17 protein-coding genes are annotated in these 14,184 nt (G+C 71.7%); 8 read left to right on the top strand and 9 right to left on the bottom strand.

All coding sequences use genetic code 11. The features are described 5' to 3' along the window. Positions 1–4: 4 nt before the first annotated feature. Together AB0B66_RS39480 and AB0B66_RS39485 are read right to left on the bottom strand one after the other, a co-directional pair. Entirely contained in the window at positions 5–562 is a 558-nt protein-coding gene (locus AB0B66_RS39480; RefSeq protein ID WP_360540012.1) for a hypothetical protein, read from the bottom strand. Positions 563–656: 94 nt separating this feature from the next. Further along, a complete protein-coding gene (locus tag AB0B66_RS39485; protein WP_360540014.1) occupies positions 657–1,469 on the bottom strand; it encodes an SMI1/KNR4 family protein in 813 nt (270 codons plus the stop codon). Between the two features lie 73 nt (positions 1,470–1,542). Here AB0B66_RS39485 and AB0B66_RS39490 point away from each other — a divergent pair, with 73 nt between their 5' ends. Next, positions 1,543–2,487 carry a hypothetical protein gene (locus tag AB0B66_RS39490; protein WP_360540016.1) on the top strand — a complete coding sequence of 315 codons (945 nt, stop codon included), beginning with the start codon at positions 1,543–1,545 and terminating at the stop codon, positions 2,485–2,487. Positions 2,488–2,564: 77 nt separating this feature from the next. Beyond that, a complete protein-coding gene (locus AB0B66_RS39495; protein WP_360540018.1) occupies positions 2,565–3,278 on the top strand; it encodes an NRDE family protein in 714 nt (237 codons plus the stop codon). A 118-nt stretch (positions 3,279–3,396) separates the two neighbouring features. On the opposite strand, the gene AB0B66_RS39500 is transcribed toward AB0B66_RS39495, so the two are convergent. After that, positions 3,397–3,789, bottom strand: coding sequence for a hypothetical protein (locus AB0B66_RS39500; RefSeq protein WP_360540020.1), 393 nt, complete (start codon positions 3,787–3,789; stop codon positions 3,397–3,399). A 123-nt stretch (positions 3,790–3,912) separates the two neighbouring features. Here AB0B66_RS39500 and AB0B66_RS39505 point away from each other — a divergent pair, with 123 nt between their 5' ends. From AB0B66_RS39505 to AB0B66_RS39515, 3 genes are read left to right on the top strand one after another with little or no spacing between them, the layout of a single operon-like run. Next, positions 3,913–4,362 (top strand): SRPBCC domain-containing protein, encoded by a 450-nt coding sequence (locus AB0B66_RS39505; RefSeq protein WP_360540022.1) that lies wholly within the window; start codon positions 3,913–3,915, stop codon positions 4,360–4,362. Then, positions 4,359–4,781: a metalloregulator ArsR/SmtB family transcription factor gene (locus AB0B66_RS39510; protein WP_360540024.1), complete on the top strand. Its 423-nt coding sequence runs from the start codon at positions 4,359–4,361 to the stop codon at positions 4,779–4,781. The genes AB0B66_RS39505 and AB0B66_RS39510 overlap by 4 nt, the downstream gene beginning before the upstream one ends. Beyond that, on the top strand, positions 4,781–5,548 hold the full coding sequence (locus AB0B66_RS39515) for a DUF899 domain-containing protein (RefSeq protein ID WP_360540026.1): 768 nt from the start codon (positions 4,781–4,783) through the stop codon (positions 5,546–5,548). The genes AB0B66_RS39510 and AB0B66_RS39515 overlap by 1 nt, the downstream gene beginning before the upstream one ends. A gap of 66 nt (positions 5,549–5,614) precedes the next feature. Here AB0B66_RS39515 and AB0B66_RS39520 read toward each other — a convergent pair whose 3' ends face one another. Continuing rightward, entirely contained in the window at positions 5,615–6,514 is a 900-nt protein-coding gene (locus AB0B66_RS39520) for a GNAT family N-acetyltransferase (protein WP_360540028.1), read from the bottom strand. Between the two features lie 83 nt (positions 6,515–6,597). Here AB0B66_RS39520 and AB0B66_RS39525 point away from each other — a divergent pair, with 83 nt between their 5' ends. Continuing rightward, on the top strand, positions 6,598–7,296 hold the full coding sequence (locus AB0B66_RS39525) for a DUF4184 family protein (protein WP_360540030.1): 699 nt from the start codon (positions 6,598–6,600) through the stop codon (positions 7,294–7,296). On the opposite strand, the gene AB0B66_RS39530 is transcribed toward AB0B66_RS39525, so the two are convergent. Then, positions 7,265–7,444, bottom strand: a complete 180-nt coding sequence (locus AB0B66_RS39530; RefSeq protein WP_360540050.1) for an RNA-binding S4 domain-containing protein — start codon at positions 7,442–7,444, stop codon at positions 7,265–7,267. The genes AB0B66_RS39525 and AB0B66_RS39530 overlap by 32 nt on opposite strands. Before the next feature lie 72 nt (positions 7,445–7,516). Beyond that, positions 7,517–8,614, bottom strand: coding sequence for a M20/M25/M40 family metallo-hydrolase (locus AB0B66_RS39535; RefSeq protein ID WP_360540032.1), 1,098 nt, complete (start codon positions 8,612–8,614; stop codon positions 7,517–7,519). Between the two features lie 69 nt (positions 8,615–8,683). Here AB0B66_RS39535 and AB0B66_RS39540 point away from each other — a divergent pair, with 69 nt between their 5' ends. Further along, positions 8,684–9,772 (top strand): winged helix DNA-binding domain-containing protein, encoded by a 1,089-nt coding sequence (locus AB0B66_RS39540; RefSeq protein WP_360540034.1) that lies wholly within the window; start codon positions 8,684–8,686, stop codon positions 9,770–9,772. A 16-nt stretch (positions 9,773–9,788) separates the two neighbouring features. Here AB0B66_RS39540 and AB0B66_RS39545 read toward each other — a convergent pair whose 3' ends face one another. Continuing rightward, positions 9,789–10,424: a hypothetical protein gene (locus AB0B66_RS39545; protein WP_360540036.1), complete on the bottom strand. Its 636-nt coding sequence runs from the start codon at positions 10,422–10,424 to the stop codon at positions 9,789–9,791. A gap of 42 nt (positions 10,425–10,466) precedes the next feature. Further along, complete coding sequence (locus tag AB0B66_RS39550) at positions 10,467–11,534, bottom strand: hypothetical protein (protein WP_360540038.1); 1,068 nt, start codon at positions 11,532–11,534, stop codon at positions 10,467–10,469. Between the two features lie 99 nt (positions 11,535–11,633). On the opposite strand from AB0B66_RS39550, the gene AB0B66_RS39555 reads away from it, so the two are divergent. Further along, complete coding sequence (locus tag AB0B66_RS39555; RefSeq protein WP_360540040.1) at positions 11,634–12,713, top strand: ionic transporter y4hA; 1,080 nt, start codon at positions 11,634–11,636, stop codon at positions 12,711–12,713. Positions 12,714–12,860: 147 nt separating this feature from the next. Here the strand turns inward: AB0B66_RS39555 and AB0B66_RS39560 are convergent, their stop codons facing one another. After that, the gene (locus AB0B66_RS39560; protein WP_360540042.1) at positions 12,861–14,045 is read right to left on the bottom strand and encodes a pyridoxal phosphate-dependent aminotransferase; all 1,185 of its coding nucleotides are present in this window, start codon (positions 14,043–14,045) and stop codon (positions 12,861–12,863) included. Positions 14,046–14,184 lie beyond the last annotated feature (139 nt).

Here is a 14,184-nt window from a genome sequence, read left to right on the forward strand (position 1 = left end):
CGTCTCATACCTTCGTTGAGCGCTGCTCGGGCGTCAGTGGCCGCAGCCCGGCGGCGATGCCGTCGAAATCGTCCTCGTGCAGCACGTCCTCGGGATCGGCGGCCCGAAGTTGCTGGCGCACCGCCCGGTAGAACTCCTGGAGGGCGTCGTTGAGGCGGGCGGCGGGCGGAGTGTCCGGATACTGGTCCGAACGCGGATCGCGGTCGTCCACCCCGAGCATGGCCACCGCGTAGGCGTGGTGCACGACCACCCGCGCCGCGATCTGCACCCGCCGGTTGCCCACCAGCCGCAACTGCTCCATGGCGATGCGCAGCCGCTCCTGCGCGTCGTTGACGCGGTCCCGGCGGGCGTCCTGGTCGGCGCCGGCGGCGTAGCGCTCCGCGTGGTGCCGCAGGCTCCGGGCGGCCTCGGCGAGTTGGGCGCTCTTCTCGAAGAGCACCGCCTCCCAGCGCGCCAGTGTCTCACCGTCCATCTTCCGGCGGTTGACGGCCAGCGAGACGTACGCGGTCAACGACACCGCCAGCACGCCGCCCAGAAAACTGAGCGCGTTCCACACCCACATGAGACCAATGTAGAGCCCGCTGTCGCCGCTCCTGCCGACGGCAGCCTGGCATCACGGACGGAGGCACCTGAAACAGAATGGTCTTGGCGAGATTTCAGCGCTCAACTGTTCCGGAGCTCGTTGTCTTCGATCTGGTGAGGGCCTCCAACGCTTCCTCTCGCACGAGGGGGTCGGTGTCACGAGTGCTCGCCAGCAGCGCCTGCCGACCATTTCGGCTCAGCCGTGGCAGAGCAGCCAACGATCGCGCGGCCATTTGGCGCCGCGCAGGTGACGGATCCGAGGTGAGGATGTGTCGAAGTGTGTGCTCGTTTCCCGGAAGCTTCTGCCAACCGAACATGCTGACGTTGCAGCCGCTGAGAAGTTCGTCGAGCCACCGTTCGTACCAGCTCAGAAAATCCGTGTCCTCCAGCAGGTACGGCCCGTACGCGCCGTCGACGTCGGCGTGAGCCAAGCGGCCCCGCCACCTTCCGGTCACGATCAGAAGAGTTCGCACCGAGCAGCCGTGGTCGACGACTGCCAACGTGCCCTGCCAGCGCTTCTGCCCGGCATCAAGATAGGCGTAGGACCAGTCCGTGATCCGCTCCTGGCCAGGCTCGATGAAGCTCGGGGCGGCCAAGTTTCCGCAAATCTCGTAGCTGGGAATACGTAACCCGTAATCCGGGCCGGCACCCTCAGATCCCAGTTCCAGGAGGAATCGCCGGTAGCCGCCAGGCAGAGTCACACCATGGCCGGCCTCGAACGCGGCGACCGCCGCCTCCGTCATCGGCGCACTGAGGCGGAAGCTGTGTTCCTCAGCGCCGAACACACCGCCCCACCGGTCCGGCGAGGCCTCGACGGTCGCCAGCTTGGCGGCGATCCTGCTCAAGCGCCGCTCAGACGTGCTGTCGCCGACGCGGTTATCAACCATCCACCGATCTGATCAGGAACCTCCGACATCGCGCAGCATTGCATGCGGGGGATCATGGCGGCAGAATCCGCGCGTGACCTACGCCGAGCTGACCGCTGCCGCCTGGATGGACCTCGACGGTGATGCGGCGCACCGCGTCGCGTCGGCGATCGCCGACGCGCACGGCCTGCGTCTGATCGACCTCGGCATGCACGAGTTCGCCGGCCGGGCCCACAGGACCGCGCTGTTCGATCGGGCCGGCCTGGCGTTCGCCCTGGTGCCCGGCGGCCGGGTCACGCTGGGCTACGACGGGGCCGCCTTCACCCCCACCGCCGCCCAGGCTGCCGACTACGCGCTGACCGTCGACGAGTACGGCGCGCCCGACCTCGCGGAGTATCTCGACGGCTACACCTCTCCGGTGCGCACCGTCGATCTGCCCGCGTCGCTGGTCGCAGTCGAGGCGCTCGACGCCTGCCTGATCGACCTCGACCTCGACGATGAGCGGGTGCGTGACCTGGTCGCCTCCTCAGGCGCCCGGCCGGGCGGCGGTATCCGGACCTACACCGCTGGGGGCGGCCTCGAGGTGCGCTTCGACGCGTCCGGTCAGGTGGCCAACGCTCGGCTCGTGCGGAACACGTCGTACGGGGAGGCCGTCGAGGCGGTCGCCGCACTCGGACTGCGGCCGTCTACGCCCGACGAGTGGGAGTACGCCTGCGGCGCGGGGGCGCGGACCTTGTTCCGCTGGGGCGACGACACGCCTGCCGAGAACCCCTACGACCTGCCGAACGGCCCGCACCGGCGGCTGAACCTGTGGGGTCTGGCGATCGGCCAGGACCCCTACCGCCACGAGTGGACCTCGCAGCGGGAGATCCTCTGCGGCGGTGACGGTGGCAGCGCGATTTGCGGCGGCGCGGGCGACTTCTTCAGCTGGACGACGCTCGCCACGGCGTACCGCAACCCCGAGTTCGGCGAGCAGATGAACGCCGACCGTGCCTACGTCGACGAGGTGCTGCTGCGTCCCGTCGTCGATCTCACCTGAGGACGATCAGCCCGGCGTCACCGCACCATCATGTGCTCGCGGACGTGCGGCCGGCCGACGGGCATATAGTGCCGATCATGTGTACGGTCGCCGTCAGTTTCGAGCCGTCGTCCCCGGTGCCGATACTGGTGCTGGCCGTACGGGACGAGCTGCTGATGCGCCCCTGGGAACCGCCGGCCGAGCACTGGCCGCGCCACCCCGGCTTGCTGGGCGGGATCGACCTGGTCGCCGGGGGCACCTGGCTGGCCGTTGATCCGGCCGCCCGCCGGGCCGCGTTCGTGCTCAACGGCCGGGGACGCCTCGCGCCGGAGCACGGCCGCCGCTCCCGGGGCGAGCTGCCACTGCTCGCCGCCGCCGGGCAGCCGATCCCCGCCGACCTGCGCACCTTCGACCCGTTCTACCTGATCACCGCCGATCTCACCGGCGCGGTGATGCTCGGCTGGGACGGCGACACCCGCACCGAGACGGCCCTGCCCGAGGGCTACACGGTGATCGTCAACAGCGGCGACGACCCAGCCGAACCACGCGCCGCACACCTCCTGGCCGCACTGCGCGCCACGCCACGCCCGGACCCCGCCGCCGACTGGGGCACCTGGCCGTCCCTGGCCGCAGGTGAGGGCATCGACCGCACCGACCCGCGCGCCCTGATCCTGCGCCACACCTTCGGCGACGACCTGCGCTACGGCTCCAGCTCGGTCACCCTGCTCGCCCTCGGCCCGGACCTGCTCCGCTACGACTTCGCACCCGTCCCGGACGCCCCCGGCCCAGCGCCCCTCACCCGCATCGCCTAGCCACCCACCACCCTTGATCGCGACGATCTTGCGTGAACTGTGGGGTTGAAACGCCCGTAACAGGCAAATCGGCAACAGTTCACGCAAGATCGTCGCGATCTTCGGCGACGCGCGGCGGTTACCAGTCGCGGGCTCCGGTCAGGGCTTCGCGGTCCTTGCCTCGGCGGGCGCACAGGGCCGGCACGTCGACGCCGGTGTGGGTCAGCACGTTCTCGATGTACTCGATCAGTTGCTCGCGCTCGCCGGTCTCGATGGCGCCGTGTTCTTCGTCGGCGTCGTTGAGGGCGAGCACGACCCGCTCCGCTGCGGCGAACAGGTCGTCGTCGGACGGGTCGCGCAGGGCGGCGACCTCGGCCTCGTACGCGGCGAGCGCGGCGTCTATCGCTTCGATGAACTCCAGCGGCCAGAGGCGCTCGGCGTAGGCGTCGTCGGGGGACAACGCGCCCGCGGCGAGTGCCTCCCGCTCCCGCAGGACCTTGTGCCGCCACCTGGCGGTCGGACGTTCGATCATGGCCGGGAGTGTAGCGGCGGCGGGCGACACCGGGAACATGTGCAACCCAGGGGTTGCGCCTCGAACCATGATGTGCAACTCTGGAGTTGCACGACAACCGACGGCGTTGAAGGAGCCTGTTTCATGAGCGAGGACCGGATCGAGCGCGAGACCCTGATCGAGGCGTCCCTGGAGCGGGTCTGGACGCTGGTCGCCCAGCCCGGGTTCTGGGTGGCCGACAAGGCGAGCCTGCCCGGCACCGTGGCCGTGGCGGGGGAGTCGATGGTCGCGAAGAACCCGCACCACGGCGACTTCCCGGTCCGCGTGGAGAAGGTCGATCCGCCGCACTACCTCGCGTACCGCTGGGCCAGTGCCTTCCCGGGCGAGGAGCTGCGCGACGACAACAGCACCCTGGTCGAGTTCACGCTGATCGCGGAGGGCGCGAAGAAGACCCGCCTGCGTGTGGTGGAGAGCGGCTTCGCGGCGCTGGCCGCGCCCGAGGAGCAGCGCAGTGGTGCGCACCGGGACAACTCGGGCGGCTGGCCGCTGGAGCTGGAGGCGCTCAAGGCACGGGCGGAAGAATCCTCCGTGTGACAGACCAGCACCACGGCGACGTCTCGCCGGTCGACGCCGTACTGGCGGCCCTCGCCGACCCGACCCGGCGGCAGCTGCTCGACCTGCTCGCCGTGCTGGGCGAGCCGACCGCGACGACGCTCGCCGAGCACCTTCCCATCTCGCGGCAGGCCATCGTCAAGCACCTCGCCGTGCTGGACACGGCCGGCCTGGTCACCGGTCGCCGGGCCGGGCGCGAGGTGCGGTACGCGGTGCGTCCGGCGGCGCTGACCGCGACGGCCCGGTGGATGGCGGCGCTCGCCTCCGACTGGGACCGCCGCCTGGCGACCATCAAACGCCTCGCCGAAGCGGCGGAGCACGAAGCGACCGCAGGGGAGGCGGGCGCGCCCGCGGCGGCCACCACCGCTCGCACCACTGACGACAGAAGAGGTGAGCAATGATGATCGACCACAGGACAGGCACCAGGCAGGAGTGGCTCGCGGCCCGGCTGGAGCTGCTGACGGCGGAGAAGGAGCTGACCCGGCGCAGCGACGAGGTGGCGCGGCAGCGCCAGGACCTGCCGTGGGTACGCGTGGACAAGGAGTACCGCTTCGCGACCGACGACGGCGACGCCTCGCTGGCCGACCTGTTCGCGGGGCGCTCGCAGCTGCTCGTGTACCACTTCATGTTCGGCCCCGACTACCAGGCGGGCTGCCCGTCCTGCTCGGCGATCGCGGACGGCTTCGACGGTTCGGTGGTGCACCTGGCCAACCACGACGTGACCCTGTGCGCCGTGTCGCAGGCCCCGCTGGCGAAACTCCAGGACTACAAGAAGCGCATGGGGTGGAGCTTCCCGTGGGCGTCGTCCAACGGGGGCGACTTCAACCACGACTACCACGTCACGCACACCGAGCAGGAATGGCGGACGGGCACGGTCGACTACAACTTCCGCGCGATGGAGGTGACCCCGATCGGCGCGACCGACCTGCACCCGATGATGACGCAGATCTCGGCGTCGGTCGGCGTGGACTGGCCGACCTACCGGCAGCAGGGTCCGGGCATGAGCGCGTTCGTGCTGGACGACGGCGTCGTCTACCACACGTACTCGACCTACGAGCGCGGCGTGGACGCGCTGTGGGGCATGTACCAGTGGCTCGACCGCGCCCCGCTCGGCCGCAACGAGCAGGGTTTCTGGTGGCGGCGGCACGACGAGTACGACAAGAACTGACCTGAGACGCAACGGGGGGACGCGGTCGTGCCGGGTGCTCGTCACCGGCACGACCGCGTCGTGTGCCTACGAACCTTGGAGGACGCCCAGGCAGGACCACTGGGCAGCGACCGGCTGGTAGCCCAGGCGGGCGTTGACGGCGAGCATCGGCGCGTTCGACTCGTCGTTGGAGGTGTACGCGACCGTCACGCCACCGGCGGCGGCCCGCTGCAGCGCCACGGTCTTGGCCAGCCGGGCCAGGCCGCGGCCGCGGTGCTCGGGCAGCGTCGCGGTCATGTCCGACCACATCCGTTCCCCGTCGCGCTTGACCAGCGTGAACGCCACGATGTCGGCGCCGTCGACGGCCGCGACGCTGGCGTCCTTGTCCAGGCCGAGGTTGTTCCACACCTCGTAGCACCAGTCGTCGAACGAGATCGCGTCCGAGGGGATGTCGCCGGGCTCGTCGGAGCTGGCCGCGACGTATGCGGTGTAGAGCTCCCGCTCGTCCAGCTCGGACAGCGGGACCACGGTGACGCCGCCCGGCGGGGCGGGCGGGGGCGGTGCGAGCCGGGTCTCCAGCATCGAGTAGCGCAGGTCGCGGCTCGGGGTGAACCCGCGGCCGCGCGCGAAGTCCAGCGAGTCCGCCTGCGCCCAGGTGCGCACCCGCTGCACGCCGAGCGCGGACAGGTGCCGGGCGGCGGTGTCGAACAGGAGCGTGCCCGCGCCGCGGCGGCGGTGGTCGGGGTGCACGTGCAGCAGCGAGATCTCGCCGAAGCCGGTCTCGGACGAGCTGACGTTCCGGAACGCCGAGGCCCAGCCCACGATCCGGCCGCCGTCCTCGACCACGAACGCGGTCCAGTCGCCGGCCGGCGGTTCGGCGATCATCTGCCGCGTGGAGACGACCCCGCGCACCAGGTACGGGTACACGATCGCGCGTAAGGCGACCACGGCCGGGGCGTCGTCGGGCAGGGCGGCACGGATTCTCATCCCGCCATCCTGACCCCGCCCACCATGATCCACAAATGCATTACGGGTCGGCGGGACGGGAAACGAGCGGTTAGCCTGCGGCGGTGCCGCTGACGTTCCCCTCGCACGCCGCGCTGCCCCTGCCGCTGAAACTGTGGCGTCCCCGCTGGTTCGACGGCGTCGCGCTGACCGTCGGCGCGGCCTCACCCGACCTCGCGTACGCCCTCGACGGGTCGGGCCTGCCGGTCTTCCCGCTGTCGCACCAGTGGCCGGGCCTGTTCCTGTTCTGCCTGCCCGTGACGCTGGCCGGGGCGTTGCTGGTGCGTCGGGCCGCGCCGGTGGTCGCCGCGCACCTGCCCTCTCGGCCCGCCGTGCTGGCGCTGCGCGACTACGGCGTGCTCGGCGCGACCCGGCCCGCGCTCGCGGTCAGCGCGGTGTCGGCGCTGCTCGCCGCAGCGAGCCACCTGCTCTGGGACCGCGTCACCGAACCCGCGCCGGTACTCGACCTGGCCTCCACCGCAGGCGGCGCGATCGCGGCACTGGCACTGGCCGTGCACGTCGGCCGCCGTCGGCTGCTGCGTGCCTGGCACGGCGCACCACCGGCCCGGCCGGTGCGGCCCGCCCTGTTCTGGACCGTAGCGGCCATGGTCACCGCCGCCGCGGCGGCGCTGTCGTCCCAGCTGCCCGGGGCGTTCCTGCTGCACACCACGGGCGCACGCCTGCTGCTCGGACTCGCGCTCGGGCTCGCGGCGGCGGCCGCGGCGACCAAGCTCAGGCCACGCGCAGCCGCTCCCCGTCGATGACGACGACGTCGCCGCGGTGCAGCTGGCGGCCGCGGCGCACCTCCACCTCGCCGTTCACGGTCACCTCACCGGCGGCGATGCGCAGCTTCGCCTCGCCACCGGTGTCGATCACGGAGGCGAGCTTCAGGAACTGGCCCAGGCGGATCATGTCATCACGGATCGGTACGTCGGTCACGATGCCATCTTCTCCCAGCGCCGTTCCGTCGATGTCCGCCGGCCGTCAGATCGAGGTGAGAAACGTGCGCAGGGCCCGGTGGTACGGCACGATCGAGGTCAGGTCGGCGTACTCCTCGGGGCCGTGCAGGCCCGCGCCGCCGATGCCGAAGATCACCGCGTCGACGCCGCGCTGGGAGTAGAAGCGCCCGTCGGCGGCCCCGTGCTTGCGCAGGAACCCCGCCGGGTAGCCCTGGGCCCGCGCCGCCTGCTGCAGGGCGCGCACCTCGGGTGAGTCCCGGTCGGCGTGGTGCGGGGCGTCGGCGTGCTCGACCGCCACCGTGACACCGGGCCCGCAGATCTCGCCCAGGTGCGCGGCGATCTGCTCGGCGGTGCGTCCGTCGAAGCCGGGCTCGCCGGGCGGGAACCGGATGTCCAGCCAGGCCTCGGCCATCGCCGGAACCTGGTTGAACGCGGTGTTGGGGGTGTCCAGGCGGGCCAGGTTCACCGTCGTGGCCCACGCCTCCGCGGTCGGCAGCGGGTAGGCCGCGTGCAGCGCCGCGATCGCGCCCGTCAGCCGCAGCAGCGCGTTGTCGCCCTGCCACGGGTACGCGCTGTGCGCCGCGCGTCCCGTCGCGGTCAGCCGCGCCTGCAGAATGCCCTTCGAATCGGTGACGATCTCCAGGCCGCTGAACTCGCCGATGACCACGAACTGCCCGGCGACTCCCTGTTCCAACTGGTGCAGGGTGCCGTTGCGCCCGCCGATCTCCTCGTCGGTGACCAGCTGCAGCGCCAGCGGGTACGGCAGTGTCGGCGCGAGTTCGGCGAACACCTGCGCCATCACCAGCGCCGAGATCTTCATGTCCTGCGCGCCGCGGGCGTACAGGCGCTCGCCGTCGCGGCGCGGCGTGAACTGGTCCGGCGTGGCGGGCACCACGTCCAGGTGCCCGTTGAGGATCACCCGGAACTCCGGCCGGCCCGCGCCGGTGTCGTGGTAGAGCAGCGCGCTCGGCTTGCCCGCGGACTCGAACCGCTCCACCGCGAACCCCGGCCCGACCGTGTCGAGGACCAGGTCCAGCGCGCGATGCAGCTGGTCGGGGCGGTCGGCGGTCGACGGCACGGCGAGCAGCGCCTCGGCGGTTCGCAGAAAGGCTTCCAGCTCCACCCCGTCATCCTGCCGTACGACACCGCAGGAGGGCGACCTTGTCGTACCGCGCGGTTAGCATCGGCGCTGATGGACGCACTTGCTCTGGCCTCGTGGCGGATGCACAACCTCGGCCTGCACGCCCCCGTCGACGCCGCGCCCGGGGACGTGGTCGGCAGGCTCGGCGCGGTGCAGTCGCAGGACTACGGCCCGGCGACCTGGTCGCTCGGCGAGCGCATCACGGCCGCGCGCGAAGACCGCGTGCACCATGACTTCGCCGACGGCGCGCTGCTGCGTACCCACGTGCTGCGGCCGACCTGGCACTTCGTCACCCGGGAGGACATCGGCTGGGTGCTGGCGCTGACCGGCCCCCGGGTGCACCAGCTCAACGCGTACTACTACCGGCAGCTCGGCCTCGACGAGCAGCTTCGGGCCCGCTGCGACGCGCTGCTGGTCGAGGCGCTGACCGGCGCGCAGCTGACCCGCAAGGAGCTGACCGCGCTGGTCCAGGCGGCGGGCATCGGCACCGAGGGCTTCCGGATGGCGTACATCCTGATGAACGCCGAACTCAACGGCCTGATCTGCAGCGGCGCGATGAAGGGCAAGCAGCACACGTACGCGCTGCTGGCCGAGCGGGCGCCGCAGGCCCGGGTGCTCGACCCGGACGCCGCGCTGGCGGAGCTGACCCTGCGTTACTTCAGCAGCCACGGCCCGGCCACCGTGAAGGACTTCCGCTGGTGGTCCAGCCTCACCCAGGCCGAGATCCGCCGCGGCCTGGACATGGTCCGCGACCAGGTGCGCAGCGTGGAGGTCGACGGGCTGACTTACTGGTACGCGGGGGAGCCCGTGCTGCCGGTCCCCGCGGACGGACCCGTGGCGCACCTGCTCCAGGCCTACGACGAGTACATCGTCGGCTACACCGAGAGCAAGCACCTGCTCAACCTCGCCGGCGTGGGCGGCGGGCAGCGCTGGGACCGTCCCGTCTACAACGGCGTGCTGATCGTCGACAGCCAGGTCGCGGGGCACTGGAAACGCACCGTCGGCCGGACCGGGGTCGCGATCGAGACGCTGGTCTACGCCCCGCTCGACCCTGACCGGGCCGCGGCGGTGCAGGCCGCCGCCGACCACCACGGCCGATTCCTCGGCCTGCCCGCGACGGTCACCGCGACGGTCCTCTGACCGGCCGCCCGTCCCACTACCTGCCGAGCACCCACAGGCCGAGCACCTTCGCGCCGGCCCGCTTCGCCAGCCACTGCGCCCTCCCGTCCGCGCGGGTGTGGATCCACACGGTGTGGTCGCCCGAGTAACGCTCTTCGAACGGCTCGGCGCTGTTCACCGTGATCTCGACGCCGGCGTATTTCACGCACAGGTCCAGGTCGAGCTCGTCCACCTCCGGCCATGCGACGTCCCAGTAGACGGAGCCCACATCGGAGCCGACCGCGGCCAGGAACCGCTCCTCGACGGCGCCGGGCACCGCCCTCACGACGAACAGGTCGATCCGCACGCCGTCGAGGTGGCGCAGGGGCTCGGCCGCCCGCACATCCAGCCGGTGGATCCACAGCGTGTCGCGTCCCCGGGAGAGCTGCCGCTCCGGGTCGGGGAGCAGGGCCCCGAGGGCGGCGATCATCTCGGCCGACCGCGACACCGGGGTCCGCGCCGACAGGCCGGCTTCGGTCAGCGACATGTAGCGGTGCAGCGCGGGGCCCGTGGTCGTCGCCCACACCTCCACCTCGTCGACCTGCTCCGCCAGCCGCAGCAGCCGCTGTGCGAGGGCGTACGCCTCGGCGAGGTCGGGGGTGCGCAGCACGGGGTACATGTACGAGTTGCCCATGGCGGGGCAGTCTGGCAGCCCCGCGCCGCCCCCGCGACCGGGTTATCCGCGTACCGCCCCGGAGTTCTTGTCGGCCATCAGCCCGGACGTGTCGACGGCCTCGAAGTCGGAGCCCTGCAGGTTCTTGAGCGCGCGCAGCGCGTCGTTGGACCAGCGGTCGTCCGGCGCGCCGGACAGGTACCAGGGCGAGCCGTTGTCGGCGACGATCACGCCGTACTTCTTCATCGCCTCGGCGATGATCCGGGCCTGCTTGGGCATCTTCGAGGTGTCGACGTTCGCCTTCAGGCGCAGCCGCAGGCCCATCGGCGGCAGGTTGGCGTCCGACGAACTGGACGCGGCGTGCCGGGCGGGCCAGACGTAGCTGTTGCGGGAGCGGGGCACGGTGATGCGCAGCGCGTGCGTGATGCGTCCGGCGGCGACCTCCTCGTAGCGGACCAGCCCGGCGAAGATGGACAGTCCCGCGGCGTCGGCCGAGGTCCAGCCCGCCGGGCGCAGCTTGTTGGAGCGCAGGTCGTAGATCGCGCCGGAGCCGGCCCGCCAGCCCGCGCCGGCCGGGTACGCCGCGTACAGCTCATACACCTTGCAGGCCGCGGCGTCGTACAGGATGACGTGCCGGTCGCCGTCGCTGCCGCGCCCACCCTCGACCTTCGCGTCGGCCGGGATGGGGTAGGGGCCCTTGTCGCTCTCGCCCGCGTACTCGAAGCTGACCTTGACGGTCTTCTGGCCGGGCTTGACCGCCGTCACGGGGATGCCGATCGGTGCGCCCTCCCACAGGCCCGAGCCGAAGTCGGGGTGCATGTGCGCGCCCGCGCCGATGCTGTTCACCAGCGCGCCCGAGGAGCGGTGCACGGGCAGCTTCGACACGTCGGCGCGCCACACGCTGCTCGCGGGGAAGATCCCGCACGGCCCGGCGGTGGGGGAGGCCGACACCGCCGCGCTGGGGCTCACGGTCGCGGAGGCCGAGGGCGCCGCCGTGCCGGAGGGCAGCACGAAGGCCGGATCGGACGGTCCGGCCGCGCCCGGGGCGGTGCTGCCGCAGGCGGCGAGTCCGAGCACGGCGGCCAGGGCGGTCAGGCGCAGCGGCACGGCTGCCAGAGATCGGGAGAGCACCCGCAGAATCTAGTGCCACCGCGCGGTACGGGCACAGCCCACCGCCCTGTTGCAGGGATTATGGCCGGTAGGTGAGGTTTGTCCGCGTAACCTCGGTACATGCTCAAAGCCGCACGCGCGCTGTCGTGGTGGGCGCTGATCCCGCCGATATGCGTGATCGTGCTCGTGGCGGCCTGGGGGCACAAGGTCGGCGGTGTGGGCCTGGTGGTCGTCGGGATCGCGCTGGTCGCCGCCGTCGTGGTTGCCGTGCACCACGCCGAGGTCGTCGCGCACCACGTCGGCGAGCCGTTCGGCACGCTCATCCTCGCCGTCGCGGTCACCGCCATCGAGGTCGGCCTGATCATCATGCTGATGACGTCGGCCCCGCCCGGACCGTCCACGCTGGCCAGAGACACCGTCTTCGCCGCCTTCATGATCGTGTGCAACGGCGTGGTCGGACTGTGCCTGCTGGTCGGCGGGCTGCGCCACCGCGAGGTCGAGTTCCACGTCGAAGGCGTCACCGCCACGCTGGCCACGCTCAGCACCGTCGCCGCACTGGCCCTCGTGCTGCCGTCGTTCACCACCAGCAGTCCCGGGCCGACCTACTCCGGGCCGCAGCTCGCCTTCGCCGGCATCGCCTCCCTGGTGCTGTACGCGGCGTTCGTCTTCGTGCAGACGATCCGGCACCGCCACTACTTCCTGCCGCTGGAGACCGACGGCGACGACCACGGCGTCCCGCCCGGCCGCAAAGCCGCCGCGGTCAGCCTGCTCATGCTGCTGCTGTGCCTGGTCGCCGTGGTCGGCCTGGCCAAGGTCGAGTCACCGGCGATCGAGCACGTGGTGGCCGTGGCGGGCGCGCCGCGGGCCGTGGTGGGCGTCGTGATCGCCCTGCTGGTGCTGCTCCCCGAGACCGCCGCCGCTGTCCGGGCCGCCGCCCGTAACAAGATCCAGACGAGCTTCAACCTGGCCCTCGGGTCGGCCGTGGCCAGCATCGGCCTGACCATCCCCGCGATCGCGGTGGCCTCCATCTGGCTGAAGGACACCCTGGTCCTCGGCCTCACCCCCAAGGACATGGTGCTGCTGGTCATCACCGTCGTCGTCACCACCCTGACCGTCGCCCCCGGCCGCGCCACGCTGATGCAGGGCATGGTCCACATGACCCTCTTCGGCGTCTTCCTGTTCCTCTCCTTCGTCCCCTGACCGGGCGCGCGTCGGCCGCCCCGTATTGCATCGACGATGGCCTATTACATCGACTCCGAAGCGCGAAAAGTCAACGTAATAGGCCAGCGTCGATCAAAAGTGCCGGTCGCGGTCGGAAGGCGCGGCCCGGTTCACGGTGAGCCGGGTTCAGGACTTGAGGCGGGTCACGGCGTCGGCGATGACCTCGGGGCGTTTGCAGAAGGCGAACCGGATCAGGTGGCGGCCGGCGTCCTTGTCGTCGTAGAAGGCCTGCGACGGGATCGCGACGACGCCGCTGCGCTCGGGCAGCCCGAGGCAGAACTCGACGCCGTCGGTGCCGCCGAGCGGGCGGATGTCGGTGGTGATGAAGTAGGTGCCCTCGGCCTGGAGCACGCCGAACCCGGCGTCGGCGAGCCCGGCGCGCAGCTGGTCACGCTGAGACTGCAGACCGGTCGTGAAACCGGCGAAGTACGCATCGGGCAGGTTCAGGGCCACGGCGACCGCGGGTTGCAGTGGGCCGGCGTTGACGAAGGTGAGGAACTGCTTGACCCGCAGCACCGCCGAGACCAGCGACGCCGGGCCGCTGGCCCAGCCGACCTTCCAGCCGGTGCAGGAGAACGTCTTGCCGGCCGACGAGATGCGCAGGGTGCGCTCGCGCATGCCGGGCAGCGACGCCAGCGGGACGTGCGGCGAACCGGCGTCGTCGAAGACGAGGTGCTCGTAGACCTCGTCGGTGACGGCGTACGCGCCGAACTCCTGGCACAGGTCGGCGACCAGCTGCAATTCGTCGCGGGTGAACACCTTGCCGGTCGGGTTGTGCGGCGAGTTGAGCAGCACGAGCCTGGTGCGCGGCCCGAACGCCGCGCGCAGCTGGTCGGGGTCGAGCGCGTAGCGCCCGTCGGGGCCGGGACGCAGTGTCACCGGGCGTCGGGTCGCCCGCGCCAGCGCGATGCTCGCGGCGTACGAGTCGTAGTAGGGCTCGAAGCAGACGACCTCGTCGCCCGGCTCGCACAGGGCGAGGATCGCCGCCGCGATCGCCTCGGTGGCACCGGCGGTGACGACGACCTCGCCGTCCGGGTCGTACTCCAGCCCCCAGAAGCGGCGCTGGTGCGCGGCGACGGCCTCGCGCAGCACCGGTAGACCCGGCCCCGGCGGGTACTGGTTGAACCCGCCGCGCAGCGCCGCGGCGGCCGCGTCCAGCATCTCCGCGGGCCCGTCCGTGTCCGGGAAGCCCTGCCCGAGGTTGACCGCCCCGGTCTTCACCGCGAGCGCCGACATCGTCGCGAAGATCGTCGTACCGAACGGGCGCATCCGCTCCACAAGCGGATCACCACCCGAGAACCCAGCCGTCATGCCCCCATCCTCACCCACCCCCGCCGACGGCCGCCGATCGGCGTGGCGTTTGGGGGGAACATCCGCCCACGCGGCGCCCCAGCGGGGGGGTTTCCCCCAACAGAAAGCCCCCCCCGGGGGGGCGGCCCCCACCGCAGAA

The sequence above is a fragment of the Catellatospora sp. NPDC049111 genome, assembly GCF_040648615.1.
In the GTDB taxonomy this organism is placed as follows: domain Bacteria; phylum Actinomycetota; class Actinomycetes; order Mycobacteriales; family Micromonosporaceae; genus Catellatospora; species Catellatospora aurea.